We start from the raw sequence: 24534 nt of genomic DNA on the forward strand, positions 1-24534 counted from the left end.
CCGAATCGGGCCATTGGCCGGATATGTCAGGAGCCGATGGTCTGTGACCATCGGCTCCCAGCTATTTTCCATCCCAGCGATTTGTGCTGGTTAATTCTTGGCACGCTGGTAAGCGTCGACGATCTCGGCCGGGATACGACCGCGCGACGAAACCTGATGCCCCTGCGCCCGCGCCCATTCCCGGATGGCGGTGCTCTCTTCGCGATCCACGGCCGGACGGGTACGACCCGGAGCGACCTTGGTGCTGCCCCGCTTCGAACGGCCCACCTTGCGGGCCTTCTCGGTCCACGACTCGAGGGACTCCCGCAGCTTACCGGCGTTCTTGTTCGACAGGTCGATCTCGTAGTCGTTCCCGTCGATCGAGAAAAAGACGGTTTCGTCGGCCTTCGATTCGCCGTCGTAGTCGTCAACCAGAGTTACGGTGACTTTCTTCGCCATGGACTGCCCTTCCACGTGTGAGGTGCCGCTATTCGCCGAAATGCTAATGCCGCGGGAAGCAGGATTCAAACCAGGCGCGAATCGAATTACGCGCGACCAGACTATTCTGCTATTACCGCAGAGACCAGACGGTCTTCAGCACACCCGGAATGCGGCCAAGCGCCACCCGGAACGACCGCGGACAATGCGGGCGGCGAGTGCGAAATGTCGCATGCCGCGGTCGTAACTCGCGCAGACTTCCGCCTTCCCGGGCTCGGCGATGATCACATCGACCCTGGTGAGCGTCGCACTCCCGAGTTCGCGACCGGGCAGCCGCCCGGCACTCGCGAGCGTGCGCACCGCGGCCACCACCGACGGCTCGGCGAGCGGGGCTAACTGCCCCGGGGAACGCCGGCCGTCGAGCACCTCCATTGCCATCCGCAGCGCCTTGCCCGCGAATTCCCTTGCCGCGGTGTTGCGCTCATCACTATCGGTGGCTTTCACAGCGTGCGAAGAACGCAAAACCCGTTGCAGCCCCGCCGAACCCGCGGACCGGGACCTCGCATTCGAGGACAACCGCGAACGATCCACCCGATTCCGGCAACCCGCCGGATCAGGCTGCGGCACACTCGCCCGCGGCCGGGGCGGACAGGCCGCCAACGGCGGCTCGAACCGCGGTGCGGGCAACAGGATTCCGCCCTCGGACGCCACAGGCACTCCCCTCGACTCGGAGATTACGAATGCCGCGACAGCGTGGCACGACCGGAGGCTCCGAGGAGGGACAACCAGAACTCTGCACCCCTCCCGCGCTACCTCAGCAGGGCGAGGCGGCCGAGGTAATCGGTAGGGAGGTACAGGAGGGGGCTGGTGGTCCAGGTCTGACCGGACTGCGGGTCGTACTGATCGGGCATGGCGACGCCCTCCGGGGCGAAGGCCCGGAAGCCGTGCTTGGCAGTCGTTTTCGTGGCCCGCCACTGGTGATCGTGGAACGCCACCACTGCGGCGGCGTCGGTGGCGACCGATGCGCCACGCAGCGTGGCGACCTGGGCGGCCACGCCGTCGGTGGAGAGGTACACCAGCGTGCCGTCCGCCGCGCGCTCCGGATCGATGGAGATCACATCGGTCATCCCGTACCGCTGCTTCAGCACCTCCGCGATTTCCGTCTGCGCGTAGACCGGAACCGCCCGATCCCCGCGCGCGGCCACAACAGCGGCCGCCAGCGCCTCGTTCACCGGCCCCGGCTCACCGACCGTCCGCGCCGGATCCACTCCCGCCGGAATCCGATTCCCGAAGCTGTAGGCCACGATCAGCGTGGCCGACTCGGCAGGCGCGGTCGGCACGGCCCAAAGATCCAGCGGCCCTTGCTCGCTCACCAGCACACCGCCCGGCGCGGACGAACCGACCGGCGCAGCGGAGGCCACCGACCCGATCCCCGACACCGCTCCCAGCACCGCCGCACACACGACGGTCACTGCCGCCCGAATCGACCGTACCGGGCTATTTGTCCGCTTCGACCTCATGCCCGCCATGCTAACGAGCCGTCTCACACCCGTTCGAGGGTCTTGGCCGCATCCACCGGGCGGAGGGTTTTGCTCAGGTCGGTGCGCATGACGGTGGCGGTGTCGATGAGGTAGTTCTGGCGGACCTGCCAGGGGTGGCGGTCGCCCTGGCTGGGGAAGTCGCCGATGGAGCGTTGGATGTAGCCGGACGCCAGGTCCAGGAGGGGGCGTTCGTTCAGGGTGGCTTGGGGTTGGGGGACGACGGCGGTGTAGCCGTTGCGGTCCATGTAGCCGAGGACCTTGCAGACCAGGCGGGAGGTGAGGTCGGCGCGGAGGGTCCAGGAGGCGTTGGTGTAGCCGATGCAGACGGCGAAGTTGGGGACGCCGGAGATCATGGTGCCCTGCCAGACGAACTCGTCGGAGAGCTTCACCGGGCTGCCGTCGACCACCAGGTCGATGCCACCGAAGGCGAGCAACTGCAGGCCGGTGGCGGTGATCACGATGTCGGCCTCCAGGACGCGGCCGGACTTCAGCCGGATGCCTTCGGGCACAAAGGTTTCGATGTGGTCGGTGACCACCTCGGCCTGACCCTTGCGCATGGCCTTGAAGAAGTCGGCGTTGGGCACCGCGCACAGGCGCTGATCCCACGGGTTGTAGTCGGGGGTGAAGTGCTCGGCAACCAGGCTCTCGTCCTTGAGGATTCGCGTGGTGAGCCCGGTCAGCAGCTTGCGGGCGGCCTCGGGCCGACGCCGGCAGTACTGGTAGAAGCCGATATTGAACAGGATGTTCTTGGTGCGGATGACCCGGTGCGCCAGATCCGGCGGCAGCAGCTCGCGAATCCGGTCGGCGATCTTGTCGCGGCCGGGCACCGCCGAGATCCAGGTGGGGCTGCGCTGCAGCATGGTGACCAGTTCGGCCTGCTCGGCCATGGCCGGGACCAGGGTGACCGCGGTCGCGCCGCTGCCGATGACCACCACGCGCTTGCCCGTGTAATCCAGGTCCTCGGGCCAGAATTGGGGGTGCACGACGGTGCCGGTGAAGTCGTCGATGCCGGGGAACTCGGGCGAGTGGCCCTGCTCGTAGTTGTAGTAGCCCGAGCACGAGTAGAGGAACCCGCAGGTGAGCGTGCTGCGCTCGACGCCGTCGGTGCTCGTGTGCTCCAGGGTCAGGGTCCACCGCGACGCGGCGCTGTCCCATTCCGCGCCAACGACTTTGGTGCCGAAGCGGATGTGACGGTCGATGCCGTTCTCGGTGGCCGTCTCGGTGATGTAGCGCAGGATGGACGGCCCGTCGGCGATGGACAGGGCGTCACGCCACGGCTTGAACGGGTAGCCGAGGGTGAACATGTCGCTGTCGGAGCGGATGCCCGGGTAGCGGAACAGGTCCCAGGTGCCGCCGAGCGCCGCGCGCGCCTCGAGGATGGCGTAGCTGCGGCCGGGCTGTTCGGTCTGCAGGCGATACGCCGCGCCGATGCCGGAGAGCCCGGCTCCGACGATGACGACATCGAGGTGTTCGGCGGAGGCGGGTGCGGCGTTCATGACTTCCAGTCTGTTGTCCCCGCCACCCGGTTTCTTGACTCTGCGCGACAAGTATTTGATACTGAATGACATGTCGGTGATCAGATCGGCCGGACTGCGAGGATTCCGGGCCACCGTGGCCGAACTCGGCGGGGATGCCGAGGAGCTGGTCGCGGTCTGCGGCCTGCCCGTCGCGGCCCTCGACACCGACGATCTACTGGTCCCCGACCAGGCCGTGGGCGCGGTGCTGGAGCTGGCCGCGCATCAACTCGACTGCCCCGATCTGGGCCTGCGCATGGCGTGGCGGCAGGACCTGGACATGCTCGGGCCACTCGCGCTGGCCATCCGCAATGCCACCACCCTGGCCGGGGTGCTCGACTGCACCTCGCGCTACCTGTTCGTGCACGCCCGCTCACTGAGCCTGACCATGGAACCCGACCCGTACGGCGACCGCGGCGTGATCGCCCTGCGCTACGGGGCGAACGCGCCCGGCCTGCCGACACCCGTGCAGGGCACCGATCTCGGATTGGCGTTCGTGCACAGGACGATTCAGCGCCTCGCGGAGGATCGCTACGGCCTGCGCTCGGTGGAACTGCCCTACCGTCCCGCCGCTCCGATCCAGGCGTACGAGGAATTCTTCGGCGCGCCAGTGCGAATCGAGCGCCCGGCCGCCCTGCTGCGGGTGCCCAGCAGTCTGGCCAAGCGGCCGCTGTCGGGCGGTGACGAGAACCTGCATCGGCTCGCCATGGCCTTCCTGGCGCAGCAGTCCGGCGGCGCGGCCGCGGCCATCACCCCGCGCGTGCGCACCACCCTGCAGAAGCTGCTGGGCACCACCGCCCCCGAAATCGACGCTGTCGCACGGCTGCTCACCATCCACCCGCGCACCCTGCAACGCCGCCTCGCCGCCGAGGGCACCACCTTCGCGGCCATTCTCGACGAAGTGCGCCGCACCGAGGCCCGTCGCTATCTGACCACCACGGACATGCCGATGAGTCAGGTGGCCTCGCTCATCGGGCTGTCCGAACAGTCCGTATTCACCCGGTGCTGTCAACGCTGGTGGGGCGCTACGCCTACCGCCGTGCGGCGCGGCAAAGCAGGCTGAATCTCCGGCGTTTCATTCGGTGTGTCTCGAGATTCGCTGGGCCCATTGGCAAATCAGACACGGCGAGTCTCGCGTAACACGCAATCATTTTGCGAGTTGCCGCGTGTCGATCATGGTCATCCAGGGCTCGCACCACCAGGATGTGCTGATGATCGCCGAATGCCCGTCCTGCGCTTGGCCCTCGCCGACCGCCGTATCCTCGCATCGCAGTGTGCAGTACCTGCGCTGTGTGTGCGGCCAGTGGCTGATCAGCGTGCACGGGAAGGTGGTCGGCGCGGCCGGGGGCACCACGTTCAGCAGCAACAACGCGGTGGCCGAGATCGTCGGCAGCCGGGATTAACCGGCCTGCACGAAGATTCGCACGGACTCGATGCGCAGTCCGGCGGTGAAGTCCAGCTCGGCGATGCCGCGGCCCTGCCGGGTCTCCACCGTGGCGGTCACCGTGCGCCCGGCGGCGATCGGCTTGCTCCAGCGCAGCCCCTTCACCCGAGTGGTGAAGTCCTCCAGCGACATCACGCCGTCGGTGCCCCACTCCAGGCGCGGCACCGGGGCCAGCGCGGCCCGGGCGGCCCCGGCATCGCCGTGTCCGAGTGCGTCCAGCAGTCGCCCCGCCGCCGCCCTGCCCGGCTTGCCGACACCGCGCAGCCCGGACATGAAACCGATTGCGCCACCGACACCCTGGTTGCCCAGCAACTGCGGCCCCAGCTTCGCCCCCGCCAGCAGGCCCTGCATGCCGGAGCCCAGCAGCTGGCCGATCATGCCCGCCAGCTCCCAATGTGCGCGCAGGACACGGATTCTCAGCGTGCCGTCGACGTCGGCGAGGTCGTAGCGCAGGTGCATGGGCACGTGCAGCGTCACCCCGGTCGACATGGTGGTGGCGATGGTCAGATCGCGGAAGACGGTCATCCCGCACACCACGTCATTGGTGACGTCGAAGGCAATCCCGTTGGGCGCGATGAAGGTGTCGTAGAAGCGCTCGATGGCCGCGCGCCCGACGTGCGGGCGCGAGCCGACGGGGTCCTCGACGCTGCCGTCGTCGGCGAACAGGCCCACCCACGCGGCCTTGTCGTGCGCACCGACCGCCTTCGGGGAAGCTTCGACGGTCGCCAGTAGTTCAGCGGCGGTGGGGTTCGCGGGCACGGGTCCTCCAGGTGGTGAGCAAGCGCGCGCGATGATACCGAACTCCCGGAATCCCCGAAGGCGGTCGGGCACTTTCGGATCGGGACCAGGCCCGATCAGATAGAGGTCAGGCGCGGCAGCAGGCGCTCGGCGAATTCGGTGGCGTAGGCGACCGGATCGCCGTTGGGCATGAAGTCCAGCTGCGTGATGCCCAGCGCGGACAGCTGCTCGGCGTCACGGATCACCTTGTCCGGATCGGCGAGTGCGGGGGCCACGTAGACGGCGGTCTTGCGGATCGCGTGGTAGTCGCGGCGCTCGGCCGCACAGTGCGCGCGCAGCACTTCCAGCTTGGCCGCCACATCCTCGACACTGCTCGCGAACAGATTGCAGGCGTCCGCGTACCGCGCCACCAGCAGCAGCGTCTTCTTCTCGCCACCGCCGCCGACCAGGATGGGCGGGTGCGGACGGGTCAAAGGCGCTGGCACACACAGGGTCTCGGCCAGCTGGTAGTGCTCGCCCTTGTACGGGCCGTTGTCCGGACCCCACATCTGCAGGCAGATCTGCAGCGTCTCCTCGAGCCGCTCGAACCGCTCGCCCATCGGGACCACCGGCACGCCCAGCGCCCGCTGCTCACGCTCGTACCAGGACGCCCCGATGCCGAGTTCGGCGCGACCACCCGAGAGCACGTCCAGCGTGGTGACGATCTTGGCCAGCAGGCCGGGGTACCGGTACATCACACCGGTGACGAGCAGGCCCAACCGCATGCGCTCGGTCAGCGCGGCCAGATAGCCGAGGGTGGTGTAGCCCTCCAGCATCGGCTCGTCGTGCTGCCCGCTGTGCTCCATCTGGAAGTAGTGGTCCATGACGGTGAACTGCGCGAACCCCGCCTGTTCGGCAATGCGGGCGGTGTGCGCCAGGGTGGACGCGATCCGCTCTGGTTCCGCCGGCGTCGAGTAGTTCCAGTAGTGCAGCCCCAGTTCCATGCACTCCAGTTTGCCCGATCCGGCCTGGTTTTCGACTCGATTACTGCTTGGGCAGCGGGAGGTCCATGCCGCCGACGTCGGTGACCTTCCAGTCGCCCTTCGGATCGACATTGACCGTGTAGTAGATGGTGGTCAGCACGCCGTCCGGGTTCTGGGCATTGGTGGAGTTGACGTTCAGATAGACATTGACCTTGTAGACGCCGTTGTCATGGTTGACGACCTGCGAGCTGAGCAGGGTCGGGCTCGAGGTCCACTTGAGCGGGACCAGGATCTCCTGCAGCTTCGAGGCGGTGGCGTCGAACTTGGCGGCCAGCGCCGGCGTGGTGTTGGCCTTCAGGCGCACGGTCCAGGCGTTGAAGTCGGCGTAGTTGAGATTGGCCGCGCCCATGGCGTAGTCGGAGGCCACCTGCTCGGCGTGCTTGTCGTCGGCGGCCTGGTTGTCGCGGCTCTTCAGGTCGCTGCGGGCGGACTGCCACAGCACGGTGACCGTCACCAGCGCGGCGATCAGCGCGATCCCGGCGGCCGCGGTCAGCAGGGCCGACAGCTTGATCGACACCGTCTTGGCGGCGGCTGCGGGGGCGGCCGGTTCGGAGACGGCGGTGGTCTCCGGGTCGACCGGCCGATTCGGTTCGGTGTCCTGAGACATGGTCTGCTCCTTGCTGGTGTTGCTATTTCACGCCGACCTGCACACGCACGGCACCGTCACCGGTGGACGCGAGCGCCTGCGAGATCAAGTCGCTGAGGTTGATCTGCGGCCCGGCCGTGCGCGCCGCGTCGGCGAGCGGTTGCAGCTGGGGCGCGAGGGTCTTCAATTCGGGTCCGGCCTGCTGGAGCCATTCGGTCAGCTTCGCCAGGAAGGGTGCCAACCCGTTGCCGCTCACATCGGCCTGTGGGCCGGGGGCACGGTCCGTCAGTCTACCGACGGCATTGATGAGCTGCTCGAGCGACTGCTCGAACTGCACGAATGCGGGTGCGGCCGCCCCGGTCGCTTCACCGATGCCCGACATATTCGAGGCCGCCGCCTGGAAGCTGTTGAGTAGCTGGGCGATCTTGGGTTCGCGGCTCATGATCGCCTTTGCCAGCAGATCGCCCGCGCGGGTGAGGTTCGGCATGGCCGAATCGGTGTCGTGGAAGGCCGTGCCGAGGGTACTGGCCAGCGAGGCCGCCACCTTGGGATCGAGCTGGTTCATGACCTTGTTGACCAGCCGCGACACCTCGGGAATCGACAGCGGCGACTTGACCGACGCGGCGTCGAGGCGCTGCCCGTCGGTCAGGTACGGCCCGCCCGCGACCTTGGGCCGGAACTCCACGTACGGCTCGCCCAGCGCGGAAAGCTGTTCGATGGTGACATCGCTGTTGGTGGGCAGCTTGCGGTCACCATCGATGCGGATGCCCACCTCGATGCCGCGCGCCGTCGAGTCCACCGAGGTGACCTTGCCGACCTTCATGCCGGTCAGCAGGATCGGCGAACCCACGCTCAGGCCACCGGAATTCGGCATCACCATGGACGCGTTCGTGTAGTGCGCGAACGGATCCGCCCGCACCACACCGAAGGTCAGATAGCTCGCGCCCACCACGGTGACGACCGCGATGCCGCCCAGCGACGCCAGCGAACCCCATCTCATCGCACCGCCCCAATCATGCGCAGTCCAGCCAGAATGTTGGCGACCTGGTCGTCGCGGGAGACCGAATCCGCCTTGACGCCGGTGATGTTCACCTTCGGCCCGTTCTCCACGAACGGAATCAGCTTGTCCCGCACGAGAGAGACCAGGGCAGACAAATTGGAGGGCTGCGACAGGTCCAGGGGCTTGCCCGAAAGCGCCAGCGGTGCAAAGGCTTGCGTCACCGGATCCAGCGCGCCGGCCAGCGGGGCCAGCCACACCAGCGACTGCCCGAGCTGCCCGAGCACCGCGAAGATCTGCGTGACGCCCTTGATCGAGTTGGTGACCCCGGTCATGGCGTCCACCGACTCCTGGCTGAGCTGGTGATCGAGGAAGTCCGCGCGATCGTGCAGCACTTGGGCATTCACGCCGAGTCCGTTGAGCAGACTGTCGACCTGGTCCAGATTCGCGGCCAGATCCACGGCATTGCCCGCCGCGTTCTGCGCGATCCGCTTGGTCTCGTTCGGATCCTGCGGCAGCACCGCATTGAACCGATTGATGATGTCCTGCAACTGATTGATCGCGCCGCCCTGGGTGAAGGCGGCCAGCGCGGCCATGGTGTCCTCGAGCTGCACGGGCGGCTTGGTGTGGTCCTGGGTGATGGTCCCGCCGTCTTTCAACAGCGACGTGAAACCATCCGGCGGCGTGGTCAGCGCCAGATGGATATCACCGAGCACCGTGTTCTGCCGCAGCTCGGCCACCGAGGCGGTCGGCAATTGCACCTTGGACGAAATGTCCGCGTCCACCACCACATACCCGCCGCGTCCACCGGCGTCGGCGGGACTCACCACGCGCACCCCGGCCACCGAGCCGACCTGCGCGCCATTGGCGATCACCTTCGCCTTGGCGGGCAGATTCAGCACATTGCCGAACTCGATGTGGATGCGATAGGTCGGCCCGGAGACGGTCGTGCCCGGCACCGGCACCGACGACGGATCGAAGGCGCACCCACCGACCCCGGTCAGCAGTCCGGCGGCCAGCAGCACCGCACCGGTTCGCTTGGCCACGCCCTGCGGCATGCGGAAGCCCTCGGTGTCGACGGTGAGGTTCCAGCGTCCGATTCTCATCGCGCACCTGCCATTCCGAGCACCAGCGGGACGAGCGGCACGTTCACCAGGCCGTTGGCGGCGTCGGTGCAGGCGCCCGGAGAAGCGGCATTCACTGCGGCGCAGACCTGTTCGGCCTGCGGGGCCGGAAGCGCGGCACGCGGAGAGCCGTAGGTGATGCCGTTGGACATGATGTTCTGGGCGGCGTTGGTCAGCACCGGAAGCTTGAGCATGACCTCCGAGAGCGAGCCGACATTGGCACGCAGCAGGCGGACCAGCGGCAGCGTGTCGTCCAGGGCCTTCATGATCGGGTCACCCGCGATGGTGACCAGATCGTTGAGCATGGGCAGCACGGCGCCGAGGCGGTCGATGAGTTGCGCACCGGGACCGATCAATTCGGTGGTGGCATTGTTCAGGGCCGGGCCCAGCCGCAGCAGCATGGAACGCAGGTCGCCCCAATGGTCCTCGACCTTCGCACCGACCGAGGCGAAGGCGTCGAAGATGCCCGCCAGGTGGCCGATATCGGCATCCGGTTGCGACAGCGCCGAACCCAGCTTCTTGACGATCTCGTTGATCTGCGGGCCCGCGCCCTGGGTGGCCGTGTCCAGTCCGGACAGTCCGTGCGCCAACGCATCCGGGGCCTGCGCCTGCTGCAGCTGCGAGGACAGGTCGGCCAGCGCGGTCAGCGTCTCGGTAATGCTCTTGGGTGTCAGGGATTTGGTGATGCACTGCGAGGAATCCCAGCGCGCCAGGTTCTTACCGCTGTTGAGCACCGCCAGATTACGGTCGGCCACAATGGAATCCGAGACCGTCGTCGCGGCTGCGTCCGCGTACACCGGGTACTGGGCGTCGACGGAGAACTTCACCTTGACCTTGGTGCCGTCGGCATCGATGGAATCGACGGTGCCGACCGGGATTCCGCGCATGGTCACCTTGTTGCCCGCGTACAGACCGACAGCATCGGGCATGATCGCGCAATAGGCGACGGTCTTCTTCATCGGATCGAAGATGATGAAGTAGCCGACCACCGCCAGCACCACCACGAGCACCGCGCCGGCGACCGACATGAACGCCTGCGATCCGAGCATCCGCTTGAACATCAGCAGTCCTTCCCCGGCAGCGGAATGCACACCTGCGGCAGGGTGACGGTCTGCCCCGACTGATCGACCTTGACGCCGCCGTCGGGAATCACCAGGTCCGACAGCTTCTTCTGCAGATCCTGCGCGGCGGTCAGCGTCGGCGCGAACTTCTCGCCGAGCTGCTGCAACTCGGTGACCGCATCGGTCAGCTTGGGCTTCAGATCCGTCCAGGTCGGTTCGGTGCCGCCGAGCCGGTCGAGGATGTCGCTGAGCAGCCGCAGTGCCTCGGCCATTTCCGAATGCTTGTCGTCGAGCACGGTGACCAGCAGGTTGGCATTGTCCATGAGCCTGCCGAGATCGGTCTTCGCGCCGTCGTACATGCGCACGTACTCGTCGGCCACGGCGACCGCGTTCGACACCTGGGTGCGCTGCTTGTCCAGCGCGTCCACATAGGTGGCGACGGTCTGCAGCGTGGTGCGCAGGCTGTCGGGCGCGCCGTCGATCGAATTGCCCAGCGCCGCCAGGTTTCTGTTGAGCGTCGACCCGTCGAGCTTGGCCAGCGGCGCGGCCGCGTCCTGGAAGGTCTCGACCAGGCTGTAGGGCAGGCGCACCCGGTCCGCCGGAATCGCCGCGGATCCGAGGGGTTTGGTCCCGGCCGGGAACAGCGCCACGTAATGCCCGCCGACGATGGTCAGCATGCGGATGTCCAGGGAGGTCTGATCACCCAGGAACACATCGGAATTCACCGTGAAGCGCATGACGACCTTGTCCGGCTTCAGATCCAGGGACTGGACCGAACCGACCGAGATTCCGGCGATGCGCACGTCGTCGCCCGTCTTGACCGACTGCGCCTCCGACAGTTCCGCGGTGTAGGTGTGTTTGCCGAGCGGCACCACGTACAGCGCACCGGCGGCGATCAGGCCGATCACCAGCGCGATCGCGCCGAGAATGCCCTTGCGCAGGTGCCGCTTCTGCTTGGTCGCGTCGTCGACCACACGGTCGTCACGCTTGAACAGGCGGGGCAATGTCATCCGTTGCATATCGCCACCTGCTGTCCCGAGACCAGCACCTTGACCACCGCGGGCAGATCAGCGCTGCCCTTGCTGCACACCGGCTTCCAGCCCGACGGGCTCGACGGCAGCGACACGTCGGCCGCGCCCAGCACCGCGGGTAGGCGGCTGAAGGTGTCCACCGCTTCCTTCGCGTCGGGGAAGATCCGGCGGATCAACGCGTCCACATCGGATCCGCTGTTGATGCCCAGCGAGTTGAGCAGATTGTCGATGGGCCGCAGCACCGACGGCGCGGTCATCGCGAATTGCGCCAGCCCGCCGATGTTCTGCTGCAACGCCTCGAAGATGTCGGAGAGCTGCTTGAGCAGCGGCACCAGGTAGTGCACCCGCCCGCCGAGGCGGTCCGACAGATCCGACATGTTCCGGATCAGCGTCCAGATCACCTGCTGCCGATTGTCCACGTACGACGCCAGTTTCCCGATCGCGTCCATGGCCGGGCCGACACCACTGCCGTCACCCTCGATCAAAGCGACCATACTGGCGCTGAACTGGTTGATGGCTTCCGGAGACACCGTCTGCAGCACCGGCTTCAGACCGTTGAACAGCTGCGTCACATCGAACGAAGGCACCGTGTGATCGGTCCCGATGCGCGCGCCCGACCCGATCCGGTTGCCCGGCTGCGGTTGCTGCTGCAGATCGATGTACCGCTGCCCGGTGAGGTTCTGATACCGGATGGCCAGCTTGGAGTTGTCGTAGATCGGCGCATCGGTCTTGACCGCCACCTGGACGCGCGCCTGCGCGCCTTCGAGGTTGATGGCCTTCACCTTGCCGACCTGCACGCCGTACATGCGCACGTCATCGCCGACCTTGAGGCCGTTGGCATCGACGAACAGGGCGTCGTGCGACTCGGTCTTCCCCGACACCGGACGCTGAATCGCGGTGAGCACCAACATCAGCACCACCCCGATCACGCCCGCGAACAGGGCCAGCCGCCACGCCGCGGCTTTCACACTCATCGCGCACCTCCCAGCAGTGGCACCGCGATGGCGGGAACGCCCTTCAGGTCGACCTCCACATTCAGCACCGGCCCCTGCCCGTTGTCCGGCATGGCGGCGCTCAAACGCGCCAGCAGTTCCCGCAATTCGACCGCCGACTGCTGCGGTCGCGGCACCATCTGCGCCAGCGCGGTCAGCACCGGCACCAGCATGTCGGTGGTGCCCGAGAGCTGAGTTCCGGCCTGCGAGAAGGTGTTCGCCAGGATCGGCAGCAGCTGCCCGGTCACGATGGCCACGTTCTTGTCGTAGTCGGCGCGGTCGGTCTGCAAGCGCTGCATGCTGCGGATCAGATCCACCACCTGCACCGTCGCACCCGCGAACTGCCCGCCGCCGTCGAAGGCCGGGCCGAGCTGACCGAACAGCTCCGACATCGGCATCTTCTGGTTATTGGTGATGGTGCGCTGCGCGGTGATCAACGCCTGCGCCAGCGGAGTGAACGCCTGGGTGTCGGCCGCCGCCTGCGCGATGACCGAGGCCATCTGCGGGGTCAGCACCGAGCCGCCCACCTGCGAGGCACTGCGCAGAATCGAACCCATGGTGGCGTCGTAGACCGCGGCGGCATGTGCGCCCGTGAAGTCCAGCACCGTGCCCGCGCGCAGCGGGGAACCGCCTGCGCCCTTACGCAATTCGATCTCGCTGATGCCGAAGAGGTTGGCGGGCGCGTAGTCGACCTGCAGGCTGTCGTCGATCCCGAACAGCTTCTTGTCATCCAGGCGCAGCGAGATCTGCTGCGTCCCATGCTGATCCGGGGCGATATCGGTGACCTTGCCGACCACTACCCCGTTGGCCCGCACATCGGTGCCGACCAGCACGCCGTCACCGATCTGCTCGGTGCGCAGCGAGATCGCCAGCCCGTCCTCGGTCTGCTGCGACCGGTACAGCGACCAGCCCGCCAGCACCGCGACCACCAGCGTCAACGCGACCGCGCCGACCGTCATCGCACGCTTGCGATCGACGGCCACACCCGGCATTCCGTAATTCGGCATCCCCTACCCCGTGAACGTAATCGCCGAGTTGAAGCCCCACAGGGACAGTGACAGCACCATGTCCATGGCGATGATCGCCACCGAGCTCGCCCGCACCGCCTTACCCGAGGCGATACCCACGCCCTCCGGGCCACCGGTCGCGAAAAAGCCGAAGTAGCAGTGGATCAGGATGACGACCACCGCGAAGATGGCCACCTTCACCACGGCCGCGATCACATCGAACCCGGACACGAACTGGAAGAAATAGTGGTCGTACACGCCCGCCGACGCCCCGTGCACCAGCGTGATCAGCCCGCGGCAGGACGCGTAGGACAGGATCAGCGCGATCAGGAAGGTCGGCACGATGGCGACCGCGCCCGCCAGCACGCGCGTGGTCACCACGAAGGGAACCGAACGCAGACCGAGGGATTCGATGGCGTCGATCTCCTCGGAGATGCGCATCGACCCGATCTCCGCGGTCATGCGGCAGCCCGCCTGCGCCGCGAATCCGATGGCCGCGACGATCGGCGCGAGCTCACGGGTGGTGGCGTAGGCCGACACCAGGCCCGACACCGGACCCATACCCAGCATGTCCAGCGTCGTGAACGACTCCACCGCGACCGACGCGCCCATCACCAGGCCGAGCACGATCATCATCGGCACGGTCCCGCCGCCCACGATGACCGAACCGCGACCCCAGGTCATATCCGAGATGGCGCGCATGGTCTCGTCGCGATACCGCTTGAGCGTCAACGGGATCGACGAGAGCACCTGCCAGACGAACGACAGGATGAAGCCGAGTCCTTCGACCCGGCGCAGGATCAATCCCCGGCGGCGGTAGGCGCGCGCGACCCAGCCCAGCCCCTTGGGCATGTAGGTGGCCGACATCAGGCGAGCCTCGTGGGCAGGAACAGATCGGTGAGCTGGGTGGCGACCAGGTTGACCGTCACGATCGACACCACCGACAGCACCACCGCGGCGTTCACGGCGTCGGCGACACCGCGCGGTCCGCCCTTCGCCTCCAACCCGCGCTGGCAGGCGATGATCACCACCAGAAAGCCGAAGATGACGGCCTTCAACAGCGAGATCCAGACATCGGCGGTGGTGGTGAAGGACCCGAAAGTGGACCAGTAGGAGCCGGGCGTCACGCCCTGCCCGCCGATGGCCACGCCGTACCCGGCCAGCACGCCCACGAAGATGATGAGCACGTTCAGCAGCGGGGCCACGAAGACCATGGCCACCAGGCGCGGGATCACCAGCCGGTGAATCGGGTTGATGCCCATGGTGTTCAGCGCGTCGATCTCCTCGCGAATGGTGCGCGCGCCCAGATCGGCGGCCAGGGCCGCGGCTCCCGCGCCGCCCAGCAGGAAGCCGGTGGCCAGCGGTGCGCCCTGCTTGATGACGCCCAGGCCGCCGGTCGCGCCGAGCAGCGAGTCCGCGCCGAGGGTGTGGATGAGATTGCCGACCTGCACCGAGACGATGACGCCGAACGGGATCGCGATGAGCACGGCCGGGATCGCGGTGACGGTGATGAGCCGCCACGCCTGCAGGATCGCCTCTTTCCACTGGAACTGGCGACGCACGATATCGGTGAAGGTGCCGATCACCGCTTCCTCGGCAATGCCGACCGCGCGGCCGAAGGTGCGCAGCGAGGCGACGGTGGTGCCGGAGAAGTTGTCACGGACGATGCGCGCGGCGGAACGGCTCTTGACGGCCCGGGTCATCGCGGGACTCTTTCATCGGGACGGAACCGACGCGGGGTGACGAGCTTCAAATTTCTTCTCCGTGATCGGCAACACTGCCCGCCCTCAAAGCTAATGGTTACGACGAGTTACAACAAATCGACTGCGGGTGTGATCGGAGCCTCTAAGTTACCGTCTGGTACACCTCGGGTAATGACCGGTCAGTGGGACGAATAGGCATGTGACCTGCGGTTCTAGAACGCGTTATCAGATCGATCAGCTATGAATACGACATCGGGCACCGCCGAGGCGAACGTCTCGCGAAGCCGTTTCGATGGCCTTGGCCATACCCGGCACGAGATTGAGTGATCTGTCAGCAAATTCCGTTTAGCACCGAACCCACGCGTAATCCGGACGCGGCGTGTTCACTGTGGCTGTGGACAACACGGTGTCGGCGGTCCTGCACACGATCGAGACCGGCGACTGGGCAGAATTCGCGAAACTGGTGCACCCCTACGTGCATTGGACCGAGGCGGGCGCCACCACCCGTGGGCGCGTCCAGGTGATGGCATTGCTATCCCGGCACGACGCGACAAAGGCCGCGAACACGTACGAACTGCGCGACGGCCAGATCTACCGCTGGAACTCCTGACCCCCGCTAGGGGCTGACGGCCAGAAATACGAAGGCCGAGAACAAGACCAGGTGCACTCCGCCCTGGAGCAAGGTCGCGCGTCCCGGCACCACGGTGAGCGCGCCCACCACCACGGTCAGCGCCAGTAGCACCATCTGGGTCGCGCCCAGTCCCAGCATGAGCGGGCCCTCGATCCAGATCGAGGCCAGCGCGATGGCCGGAATCGTCAGGCCGATGCTGGCCATGGCCGAACCCAGGGCGAGGTTCAGCGAGATCTGCACCTGATCGCGACGCGCGGACCGCACGGCCGCGATGGTCTCGGGCGCGAGCACCAGCAGCGCGATCACCACACCGACCGCGGACTGCGGCAGCCCGGCCGATGCGATCCCGGATTCGATATTGGGCGAGACCACCTTCGCCAACCCGACCACGCCGATCAAGGCAACCAGCAGCAAACCCAGACTCAGCAGCGCCTGCCGCTTGGTGGGCGGCTCGTCGTGCTCGTCCTGCGCGTCGCCGGCCGGGGCCGAACCACCCTCGCCCGGCAGGAAGCCACCCTCGACGGGGAGGAAATCGTCGGGATGCCGGATGGTCTGCACCATCACGAATACGCCGTAGAGCACCAGCGAGGCCACCGCCGCGAAGATCAACTGGGAGGCCGAGAAGACCGGGCCGGGCTCACTGGTGGTGAAGGTCGGCAGCACCAAGCTCAGCGTCGCGAGGGTGGCGACGGTGGCCAGGGCCGCGCCGGTGCCCTCCGCATTGAAGACCGCGACCCGCCGGCGCACCGCTCCGACCAGCAGCGAAAGCCCGAAAATGCCGTTGCACGTGATCATTACGGCGGCGAAGACGGTGTCACGGGCCAGCGAGGCGGCCTTCTCACCGCTGGACACCATGAGGGTGACGATCAGCCCGACCTCGATGATGGTCACCGCCACCGCCAGGATCAGCGATCCGAACGGCTCGCCCACCCGATGCGCCACCGTCTCCGCGTGATGCACCGCCGCGAGCGTCGCGCCCATCAGGAACACCGCGACCAGTGCCGCCAGACCCGGGTTCAGCGCGTGCCCCCAGGCCGCCGCCAGTACCAGGGCCCCGACCAACGGAAGGATGACCGACCAGTACTGACTACAGAAGCGCACCATGACCCCCATCGTTGCAGCAAACTGTCCGCATACCGTGGAAATGGGAGGCATGCCTCCACCGATCGCGTTACCGCATGACTGTCCGCCGGTGAACTAGGCTGCCCACGTGGACGACACCCCCGCAGCGGACACTACCGGCGCGACGCACCCGCACGAGCCGCACGACGCGAGCCTCGCGTCCCGGCTCAACTGGCTGCGGGCCGGGGTGCTCGGCGCGAACGACGGCATCGTCTCCACCGCGGGCCTGGTGGTCGGCGTCGCCGCCGCCTCCACCGAGACCGACGCCATCCTCACCGCCGGTATCGCGGGCCTGGCCGCGGGTGCGATCTCCATGGCGGTCGGCGAGTACGTGTCCGTCAGCACCCAGCGCGACACCGAACGCGCCCTGCTGACCAAGGAACGCCGCGAACTCGCCGAGGAACCGGAATACGAACTGGCCGAGCTCACCCAGATCTATCGGGACAAGGGCCTGTCCGCCGAGACCGCGCGGGTGGTGGCCGAGGAGCTCACCGCGCACGACGCCTTCGCCGCCCACGCCGAGGCCGAATTGGGTTTGGACCCACACGATCTCACCAACCCGTGGCATGCCGCCCTGTCCTCGGCCGTCTCCTTCACCCTGGGCGCGATCCTGCCGATTCTCGCCATCCTGCTGCCCCCGACCCAGTGGCGCATCCCGGTCTGTTTCGCCGCGGTCCTGGTGGCGCTGGCCGTCACCGGCTCGGTGAGTTCCCGCCTCGGCGGCAGTGATCCGCGCCGTGCGGTACTGCGGGTCGTCATCGGCGGCGCGCTGGCCATGGCCGTCACCTACGGAATCGGGCAGCTCGCGGGTGTCTCCGGCCTCTAGTCGTTGAACGGGGTCGAATCATCCGGCGGCGCGGGAAGATCCGGCACGTCCACCGGACCGGCGTAGCCCGGCACGATCACGACCGGAACATCCACCGCGTGCGGGGCGACCGGAGCTATCGGGGCGGGCGGCGGTGCGGGCGGGGCAGGCGCATCGGCCGGAACCTGCGCGACCGGGGCGACCGGCGCGACCACGGGACCACCGCGCCCGGGCACGATCGGATCATGGCGCAGGCGTGGCACATTCACGATCGAGGTGTCGGCGATCGGGCGCTCCCCGGAGGCGGTGAGCCAGATGCCGGCTCCGAGGCCGACGGCCATCAAGGCCGCCACCAGCAGCACCAGGCCCAGGCGGCGCGGGTCGATATCCCCCGTGTCGGGATCGAAATCGCCTCCGTTGCGCTGGATCTCGTCGGCGGTGCCGAGCATGGCTGTCCTCCTTCGGTTTCCGGGCCCGCCGGTGCGGAGCATCAGGGGGCGGGCGGCGGGGGCGGGGGTGGCGGCAGCAGGAACGGGAGGATCGGGGCCAGGATGTCGGGCAGTGCCGGCGGGGCGGGCGCGGGTGGCGGCGGCGGTGGGGCGGCCGCGGTTTCGGGAGCCACCTCGACCTGCGCCGGTGCCGGCACGTATTGCTGGGTCTGGGGTGCGGGCGCGGGCAGCTGCACGGGCGCGGCCGGGGCGGGCGGCGGCGGAGGCGCGGGGGCCGGGGCGGGCGGCTGGGCATTGACCGGCTGGGTGGTGCTCGAGGACGGGGCGCCGGTCTCGTCGGTGGTGCCGGCGGGGCTGTCCAGCCCGGCCCGCAGCGTGCCACCGATCAAGGCGAAGACGACACCCATCGAGAGGATGACCAGACCGGCGAGCACCTTGGGCGACATCTCCCCCGGCGCAGCCAGCCCGGGGGTGCCGTCGGCGGACGGGACGGCGGGCTGTTCCCGCGCCGCGTCGGGTTTCTCGCGTACCGCACCCACCGTCACCCGGAAACTCCTTCGACTCGAAGACCGTGCCCGCCGATCCGAAAAGCTTCTCCTTCAAGGAACCGTACACAGATTTGCCGGTTGCCTTAATGGGCTACACGGTAAGGAAATAGTTCCAGGTGGATATCTATTCGAACCGATTGCCAATAAGTTGCGCATGCCGCGTTGCGTGAATCAGGAAAGGGTGATCACCACCTTGCCGAACGGCTCGCCCTCGGAGAAGTAGCGGTACGCCTCGAGTGCCCGCTCGAACGGGTAGACCCGGTCGATCACCGGGCGCGCGCCGTGCTCGGTCATGGTGCGGGTCAGCAGCTCCAGATCCGCGCGGCTGCCCACCGCGACCCGGCGCAGGCTGACATACTTGCCGCCCAGCGGGTCGGCGGGCTGTTGTCCGGGCCCGGCCGGGAACGCGCCGATCAGGATCACCTCGCCGTTGTAGGCCGTCGCCGCAAGGGATTTCGGCAGGGTCAGCTTGCCGACGCCCTCGATGACGCGTTGCACGCCGAGACCGCCGGTCAACTCCAGCACCGCGTGCTCCCAGTCCGGCGTGACCTTGCGATCCACCACTTCGTCCGCGCCCAGCTTGCGCAGCCGCTCGCCCTTCTCCGCGGAGGAGGTGATCGAGATGACCCGTGCGCCGAGCATTTTCGCGTGCTGGACAGCGAACAATCCGACCGGTCCCGTGCCCACGGTCAGGACCGTGTCCCCGGGGCCGACCGGCACCGGCTTGATCAAGCCCGCCCAGGCCACCAGCCCGGCGCAGGTGATCGCGGCGGCTTCCGCATCGGTGAGATAGGCCGGTACCCGCACCACCGACTCCTGCTCCAGCAGCACATAGGTGGCCAGCCAGCCGTCGTGGTTCGCACCGTACTGCTGCCCGGTCAGCGCCTGCGTCTGCGGGCCGTCGACCCAGCCGACGAAGTAGGTGCTCATCACCCGCTCACCCAGCGCGGTCCGGGTGACATCCGAACCCATGGCGATCACCTCGCCGACGCCATCCACCAGCGGCACCACACCCGGCCGGGCGGGCAGCGGGTAGGTGCCCTCCATCAGCATGATGTCGCGTCGGTTCAGCGACGCCGCCCGCACCCGCACCAGCACCTGATTCGGCCCGGGGACCGGAACCGGCTGGACCCGAGCGCTCAGACCGTCGAGCCCGCGCAGCGGCTCCAGTTGGTAGGCAACACCATTCGCGTTCTGCTTCTGTCCATCACTCATGACGACGAGTCTGCGCGGCGGGTGATTCGGTGGCGATTCCCCGCAGGGAATGAGAACGGTGCCGTGTGACGATTCCCTGGAGGGAATCGCGGGGCAACGCTCGCCGCCGCAGAGTGGAGGTATGACGACCATGGCCGTGGCTACGACGAGCACCCCGTTCGCACAGCAACTCAAGGGCTGGCGCACGCGGCGACGGCTCAGTCAGCTCGATCTGGCCATCGCCGCCGAGACCAGTCAGCGGTATCTGAGCTTTCTGGAGCAGGGGCGCTCGCATCCGGGTCGGACCATGGTGGTCCGGTTGGCCGAGGTGCTCGGATTGTCGCTGCGCGAGCGCAACGCTTTGCTGCTGGCCGCCGGGTACGCGCCGATCTTTCCCGAATCCTCTTTGGACGCACCGGAACTCGATGCCGTGCGATACGCGCTGGACACCATCCTGCAGGGGCATCTGCCGTATCCGGCGGTGGTAACCCGGCCGTTCGGGGTGCTGGTGGCCGCCAATCCGGGCTTCGCGCTGCTGACCGAGGGCTGCGCACCGGAACTGCTGGCGGCACCGCTCAACGTGCTGCGGCTGGCACTGCATCCGGACGGCCTGGCGCGCCGGGTGCTGAATCTGCCTGAGTGGGGCCGCCACGTCACCGACAGTCTGCGCAATCGGGCCGGCCGCAGCCCCGATCCCTTGCTCGACGATCTCATCGCGGAGCTGGAAGGCTATCTCCCGCCGGTGGATCCGGGCCCCGGCCACCTCGGCTTCGCGGTCCCGCTGCGACTGACCTCGGAGGCCGGGGAACTGCGCCTGATCACCACCGTCACCTCCTTCGCGACGGCCACCGACATCACGCTCTCGGAGCTGCACCTGGAAGCCTTCCTCCCCGCCGACCAGGCCACTTCCGACTATCTGCGCGAAAGGTTCTCGCAGACTTAGACACTCACCCGATCGTCCGGGCGTTCGGGCCATCGTGCGCCGATGTGCCCATCGGGCCGCACCAGCAGCGCCCCGTGCGGTCCGATGCCACAGCCGGCGGCATGCGCCGCGGGCAATCGCTCGACGCGGAGTGGAAAACCGGTGTCGATCAGCTTTTCCCACGCCTCGGGTTCAGGACTGAATACGGTGAACCACTCACCGACGGCGTCCAGGGTGGAACGGCCGTCATCGAGCGGGAGATGCGGCATTCGGATCCCATCGGGACCGTACGTGACACCGAGAACCAGCTCGATCTGGTCGAAAAACCTTTCGGACCACGGCAGTTCGACGACGGTACCGATATCGCCGGACTCCCGCTGGGCTCGCCGCGTCGCCTGTGCGAGGCGCACCCGCTCGGCATTGGCCACCGCCTGCCGCAAAGTGCGGTGGGCGACCGGAAGTCGTTCGGACTCATACGTTTCCAGCAATTCCGAGGCCGCCCAGCCGCGCAGCACGCCCGCCAGCTTCCAGCACAGGTTGTGCACGTCGGCGAGGCCCGCGTTCATACCCAGGCCGCCGAGCACCGGGACCGCATGCGCGGCATCACCCGCCAGGAAGACTCGGCCGTGCCGAACATGGTCGGCCACAAAGGCGTTCATCACCCAGTGCTGGATTCGCAGTATCTCCACCGGAGTGTCGATACCGGGTCCGAGGGCGTGGGTGACCAGGGCGGACCAGTCGATGTCCGGATGCTTCGGCGTCGCACCGAACCACGCCCAGCCGCCCTCCGGATACAGCGGGGTGAACGATCCGTAGGTCGTGAAGTAGACCCCGGCGGGCTGATCGGCACACCAGCGACCGAGGTCGGCGTCGAAGACCACGGTGGTCACCTCGCCGAGCGCGCCCGGACCGCTGGTTCCGAGGCACAACCGTTGCCGGACGGTGGAATTCGCACCGTCGGCGGCTATCACATACCGGGCCCGCACCCATGATTGCGTGCCGCCGTCACGGTCGGTGAGCACCGCGGTGACGTACTCGCTCTCCTCGATCAGATCCACCAGTTCGACTTCGAATCGCAGCGGCGACGAGGACGCCGACAGCAGGATCGGTTCCAGCCGATCCTGCGAGGTGATCGCGCCGGTTTCGGGGCTCTCGGGGATCGGTGCCCGCACCCCGACCATCGCCTCGGTGCCGAAGTCGCTGCCGCCCAGGGTGTCCCGGAACCGCACCCGGCCGAACTCGGGCCCGAAGGCTCGGGCGCGGACGGTCTCGGCAATGCCGAGTTGCCGGAAGATCTCCATCGAGCGCACATTGACCAGTCGCGATCTCGGGAACGGTGAGAGTTCGTGGTGTCGCTCCACCAGCAGGGTCCGCACGCCCCAGCGCTCCAGTAGGGCGCGGGCGGTGAGTCCGACCGGACCGCCCCCGACGATCAACACGTCGATCTCGGCGTCTGCCATTCCCCAAGTCTGCCGCCGAGCCCCGGAAACCGCCAACGACGGCGTGTTATGTCTAATTCGCGTGAGTCCTTGCGGCCGAATACTCGTGGACGTATATTCGTAGACGAGTAAGGAGGTGCCGGATGGCCCGCAAGCGCAAGGTCGCGAATCTCATGGGTCTGGCGGTGCTCTCCGCGGTGGTCGTGCAACCCATGCATCGGTATGAGATCGCTGCACGGTTGCGCACCTGGGGCAAGGACACCGATATGAGCATCAAATGGGGATCGCTCTACACGGTGGTGGACAACCTCACCAAGCACGGCTTCCTGGAGATCACCGGCAGCGAGCGCGACGGCGCGCGCCCGGAACGCACCATCTACACCATCACCGAAGCGGGGCGGGCCGAACTCACCGACTGGACAAGGGAACTCATCGCCGAACCCGAACCGGAGCAGCGGCGCTTCGTCGCCGGACTCTCGGTGCTGGCGGTGCTGCCGCCCGATGAGGTCATCGAGCTGCTGACCAGCCGAATCGCCAAGCTGGACAAGACCGTCGCCGAAGCTCGGGCCCAACTGACAGCGCTGGAGGGCACGGTGCCGTGGCTCTTCCTGGTCGAAGAGGACTACGCGCTGAACATGCTGGCGGCGGAATCCACCTGGGCTCGCGGCCTGCGGGATTCGCTGTCCGACGGCAGCTTCCCGGATGTCGAGGGCTGGCGGGCCTGGCATCGCGACGGGGCCATGCCACCCGAACTCGTCGAACTGGCCGAAAGGGGGGCACCCGAAACACCCACCGCGACCGACTGATCAACACCGTCGGTCCATGAACCGGGCCCCGGCGAAGGTGCTGCAACACCACCGCCGAAGCCCGGGAACACACCGTCTCGAACCGCGTCCGTGCAGGCGAACCCGGCACCGAGTTTGGCAACTACAGGATAACTGGGTTCTCCATACGCGCGCCGGTTCGGGGTTTTTCGTAAGCCTTCGAACACTTCTCGGGAGAGAACCATGCCCAAATCCATCAACTCCGCGATCGTCATCGGCGGCGGCATCTCCGGACCCGTCACCGCCGCCGCCCTGCGTAAGGCGGGCATCGACGTCACCGTCTTCGAGTCGTATCCGGGTACCGCCTACGGCATCGGCTCCAATCTGGCACTCGCCCCCAATGGCGTGGCCGCACTGGACATCGTCGGGGCGGGCGATGCCGTGCGCGCCCGCGCCGTACCGATCAGCAAAACGTCGATGTCGGTCAACGGCAAGCGTTTCGAACTGCCGGGGATGACGAATATCGAGCCCCTACGGGTCATCGACCGCGCCGACCTGCACCAGGTGCTGCACGACAGTGCGGTCGCCGCGGGAGTGCACTTCGAATACAACAAGCGACTGGTCGAGGTCGAGGAGCACGCGAGCGGCGTGACCGCCCTCTTCGCCGACGGCGGCAGCGCCACCGCGGATGTCCTGATCGGCGCGGACGGCATCCGCTCCACCGTCCGCGGCCTCGTCGATCCGAAGGCCCCCGGCCCCACCTATCTGCGCATGCTCAGCTTCGGCGCGTACATCGACTGCGACCTGGAACTGGAACCGGAGGCCATGACCTTCGCCTTCGGCAAGCGGGCCTACTACCTGTACTGGGCGATGCCCGACGGCCGGATCTCATGGGGCGCGAATCTGCCCAGCGAGCAGTACTTCTCGCTGACCGAGGCCCGGTCGGTGCCAGTGGAGCAGTGGCTGCGCAAACTGGCCGACGCCTACGCCGGGGAAGGCCCGGGCGAGTTACTGGCCCGCAGCACCACCGCCGAGCAACTGGCGGTGATCGGGGCGCTGCACATCATGCCGCCGGTGCCGCACTGGTACCGGGGGCGGATGGTGCTCACCGGCGACGCCATCCACGCACCCAGCAATACCTCCGGGCAGGGCGCGTCGATGGCCATCGAGAGCGCGATCGAGCTGGCCCGCTGTCTGCGCGATATCGACGATCCGGCACGGGCTTTCGCCGCCTACGAGGCGCTGCGGCGCCCGCGGGTGGAGGGGGTCGCGGCCCGGGTCGCCCGGATGAACCAGACCAAGGCCGCCGGGCCGGTCACCCGCAAGGCCATGCAGCTCATGATGCCGTTCATGTTCAAGCGCATGGATCCGGAGAAGTTGCTGGGCGGCGAACAGCGCTTCCGGATCGACTGGGACGCGACGGTACGTCCGGTGGCCGTCTCCGCCTGATCGAAAAACGCTGCCCGCCACGAGAATCTCGTGG

27 protein-coding genes are annotated in these 24534 nt (G+C 67.6%); 7 read left to right on the forward strand and 20 right to left on the reverse strand.

Translation table 11 applies throughout. The features are described 5' to 3' along the window. Positions 1-90 precede the first annotated feature (90 nt). From ACFXHA_RS18495 to ACFXHA_RS18510, 4 genes are all read right to left on the reverse strand, one after another. On the reverse strand, positions 91-438 hold the full coding sequence (locus ACFXHA_RS18495; protein ID WP_379358143.1) for an Lsr2 family protein: 348 nt from the start codon (positions 436-438) through the stop codon (positions 91-93). 135 nt (positions 439-573) lie between these two features. Then, positions 574-921 (reverse strand): Rv3235 family protein, encoded by a 348-nt coding sequence (locus ACFXHA_RS18500; RefSeq protein WP_379358144.1) that lies wholly within the window; start codon positions 919-921, stop codon positions 574-576. 305 nt (positions 922-1226) lie between these two features. Then, positions 1227-1937: a hypothetical protein gene (locus ACFXHA_RS18505; RefSeq protein WP_379358146.1), complete on the reverse strand. Its 711-nt coding sequence runs from the start codon at positions 1935-1937 to the stop codon at positions 1227-1229. Between the two features lie 23 nt (positions 1938-1960). Beyond that, positions 1961-3454 (reverse strand): flavin-containing monooxygenase, encoded by a 1494-nt coding sequence (locus ACFXHA_RS18510; RefSeq protein WP_379358148.1) that lies wholly within the window; start codon positions 3452-3454, stop codon positions 1961-1963. A gap of 70 nt (positions 3455-3524) precedes the next feature. Between ACFXHA_RS18510 and ACFXHA_RS18515 the strand changes: the two genes are divergently transcribed. Both ACFXHA_RS18515 and ACFXHA_RS18520 read left to right on the forward strand, forming a co-directional pair. After that, entirely contained in the window at positions 3525-4535 is a 1011-nt protein-coding gene (locus ACFXHA_RS18515; protein ID WP_379358149.1) for an AraC family transcriptional regulator, read from the forward strand. A 112-nt stretch (positions 4536-4647) separates the two neighbouring features. Then, a complete protein-coding gene (locus ACFXHA_RS18520; RefSeq protein ID WP_379358332.1) occupies positions 4648-4875 on the forward strand; it encodes a hypothetical protein in 228 nt (75 codons plus the stop codon). Here ACFXHA_RS18520 and ACFXHA_RS18525 read toward each other — a convergent pair. The 11 genes from ACFXHA_RS18525 to ACFXHA_RS18575 all read right to left on the reverse strand — a co-directional run bounded on the left by ACFXHA_RS18525 (position 4872) and on the right by ACFXHA_RS18575 (position 15177). Further along, entirely contained in the window at positions 4872-5675 is an 804-nt protein-coding gene (locus tag ACFXHA_RS18525; RefSeq protein WP_379358151.1) for a nuclear transport factor 2 family protein, read from the reverse strand. The genes ACFXHA_RS18520 and ACFXHA_RS18525 overlap by 4 nt on opposite strands. 95 nt (positions 5676-5770) lie before the next feature. Then, complete coding sequence (locus ACFXHA_RS18530; RefSeq protein WP_379358153.1) at positions 5771-6637, reverse strand: LLM class F420-dependent oxidoreductase; 867 nt, start codon at positions 6635-6637, stop codon at positions 5771-5773. Between the two features lie 40 nt (positions 6638-6677). After that, positions 6678-7283 carry a hypothetical protein gene (locus ACFXHA_RS18535; protein WP_379358155.1) on the reverse strand — a complete coding sequence of 202 codons (606 nt, stop codon included), beginning with the start codon at positions 7281-7283 and terminating at the stop codon, positions 6678-6680. Between the two features lie 22 nt (positions 7284-7305). After that, positions 7306-8262: an MlaD family protein gene (locus tag ACFXHA_RS18540; RefSeq protein WP_379358156.1), complete on the reverse strand. Its 957-nt coding sequence runs from the start codon at positions 8260-8262 to the stop codon at positions 7306-7308. Next, positions 8259-9365: an MlaD family protein gene (locus tag ACFXHA_RS18545; RefSeq protein WP_379358158.1), complete on the reverse strand. Its 1107-nt coding sequence runs from the start codon at positions 9363-9365 to the stop codon at positions 8259-8261. The genes ACFXHA_RS18540 and ACFXHA_RS18545 overlap by 4 nt, the downstream gene beginning before the upstream one ends. Next, positions 9362-10444, reverse strand: coding sequence for an MlaD family protein (locus tag ACFXHA_RS18550; protein WP_379358160.1), 1083 nt, complete (start codon positions 10442-10444; stop codon positions 9362-9364). The genes ACFXHA_RS18545 and ACFXHA_RS18550 overlap by 4 nt, the downstream gene beginning before the upstream one ends. Next, positions 10444-11463 carry an MlaD family protein gene (locus tag ACFXHA_RS18555; RefSeq protein WP_379358162.1) on the reverse strand — a complete coding sequence of 340 codons (1020 nt, stop codon included), beginning with the start codon at positions 11461-11463 and terminating at the stop codon, positions 10444-10446. The genes ACFXHA_RS18550 and ACFXHA_RS18555 overlap by 1 nt, the downstream gene beginning before the upstream one ends. Continuing rightward, entirely contained in the window at positions 11451-12449 is a 999-nt protein-coding gene (locus ACFXHA_RS18560; RefSeq protein ID WP_379358163.1) for an MlaD family protein, read from the reverse strand. Before ACFXHA_RS18560 ends, ACFXHA_RS18555 begins: the two co-directional genes overlap by 13 nt. Then, positions 12446-13474 carry an MlaD family protein gene (locus ACFXHA_RS18565; RefSeq protein WP_379358165.1) on the reverse strand — a complete coding sequence of 343 codons (1029 nt, stop codon included), beginning with the start codon at positions 13472-13474 and terminating at the stop codon, positions 12446-12448. The genes ACFXHA_RS18560 and ACFXHA_RS18565 overlap by 4 nt, the downstream gene beginning before the upstream one ends. A gap of 3 nt (positions 13475-13477) precedes the next feature. Beyond that, positions 13478-14341, reverse strand: coding sequence for an ABC transporter permease (locus tag ACFXHA_RS18570; RefSeq protein ID WP_379358167.1), 864 nt, complete (start codon positions 14339-14341; stop codon positions 13478-13480). Then, entirely contained in the window at positions 14341-15177 is an 837-nt protein-coding gene (locus ACFXHA_RS18575; RefSeq protein ID WP_379358169.1) for an ABC transporter permease, read from the reverse strand. Before ACFXHA_RS18575 ends, ACFXHA_RS18570 begins: the two co-directional genes overlap by 1 nt. 379 nt (positions 15178-15556) lie before the next feature. Here ACFXHA_RS18575 and ACFXHA_RS18580 point away from each other — a divergent pair, with 379 nt between their 5' ends. Then, positions 15557-15787 carry a nuclear transport factor 2 family protein gene (locus ACFXHA_RS18580; RefSeq protein WP_379358171.1) on the forward strand — a complete coding sequence of 77 codons (231 nt, stop codon included), beginning with the start codon at positions 15557-15559 and terminating at the stop codon, positions 15785-15787. A gap of 6 nt (positions 15788-15793) precedes the next feature. Here the strand turns inward: ACFXHA_RS18580 and ACFXHA_RS18585 are convergent, their stop codons facing one another. Then, the gene (locus ACFXHA_RS18585; protein ID WP_379358173.1) at positions 15794-16921 is read right to left on the reverse strand and encodes a calcium:proton antiporter; all 1128 of its coding nucleotides are present in this window, start codon (positions 16919-16921) and stop codon (positions 15794-15796) included. 97 nt (positions 16922-17018) lie between these two features. Here ACFXHA_RS18585 and ACFXHA_RS18590 point away from each other — a divergent pair, with 97 nt between their 5' ends. After that, positions 17019-17756 carry a VIT family protein gene (locus ACFXHA_RS18590; protein ID WP_379358175.1) on the forward strand — a complete coding sequence of 246 codons (738 nt, stop codon included), beginning with the start codon at positions 17019-17021 and terminating at the stop codon, positions 17754-17756. Here ACFXHA_RS18590 and ACFXHA_RS18595 read toward each other — a convergent pair. From ACFXHA_RS18595 to ACFXHA_RS18605, 3 genes are all read right to left on the reverse strand, one after another. Continuing rightward, the gene (locus tag ACFXHA_RS18595; RefSeq protein ID WP_379358177.1) at positions 17753-18184 is read right to left on the reverse strand and encodes a hypothetical protein; all 432 of its coding nucleotides are present in this window, start codon (positions 18182-18184) and stop codon (positions 17753-17755) included. The genes ACFXHA_RS18590 and ACFXHA_RS18595 overlap by 4 nt on opposite strands. Before the next feature lie 41 nt (positions 18185-18225). After that, the gene (locus tag ACFXHA_RS18600) at positions 18226-18729 is read right to left on the reverse strand and encodes a hypothetical protein (RefSeq protein ID WP_379358179.1); all 504 of its coding nucleotides are present in this window, start codon (positions 18727-18729) and stop codon (positions 18226-18228) included. Between the two features lie 174 nt (positions 18730-18903). Continuing rightward, a complete protein-coding gene (locus tag ACFXHA_RS18605; protein ID WP_379358181.1) occupies positions 18904-19947 on the reverse strand; it encodes an NAD(P)-dependent alcohol dehydrogenase in 1044 nt (347 codons plus the stop codon). 121 nt (positions 19948-20068) lie between these two features. Between ACFXHA_RS18605 and ACFXHA_RS18610 the strand changes: the two genes are divergently transcribed. After that, the gene (locus tag ACFXHA_RS18610) at positions 20069-20869 is read left to right on the forward strand and encodes a helix-turn-helix domain-containing protein (protein WP_379358183.1); all 801 of its coding nucleotides are present in this window, start codon (positions 20069-20071) and stop codon (positions 20867-20869) included. Here ACFXHA_RS18610 and ACFXHA_RS18615 read toward each other — a convergent pair. Next, positions 20866-22308, reverse strand: a complete 1443-nt coding sequence (locus ACFXHA_RS18615; RefSeq protein ID WP_379358185.1) for an FAD-dependent monooxygenase — start codon at positions 22306-22308, stop codon at positions 20866-20868. The genes ACFXHA_RS18610 and ACFXHA_RS18615 overlap by 4 nt on opposite strands. A 122-nt stretch (positions 22309-22430) precedes the next feature. On the opposite strand from ACFXHA_RS18615, the gene ACFXHA_RS18620 reads away from it, so the two are divergent. Beyond that, positions 22431-23093, forward strand: a complete 663-nt coding sequence (locus tag ACFXHA_RS18620) for a PadR family transcriptional regulator (RefSeq protein ID WP_379358187.1) — start codon at positions 22431-22433, stop codon at positions 23091-23093. Between the two features lie 201 nt (positions 23094-23294). Next, positions 23295-24500 (forward strand): FAD-dependent monooxygenase, encoded by a 1206-nt coding sequence (locus ACFXHA_RS18625; protein WP_379358189.1) that lies wholly within the window; start codon positions 23295-23297, stop codon positions 24498-24500. Positions 24501-24534 lie beyond the last annotated feature (34 nt).

Source organism: Nocardia sp. NPDC059240 (genome assembly GCF_042753865.1).
Classification (GTDB): Bacteria; Actinomycetota; Actinomycetes; order Mycobacteriales; family Mycobacteriaceae; genus Nocardia.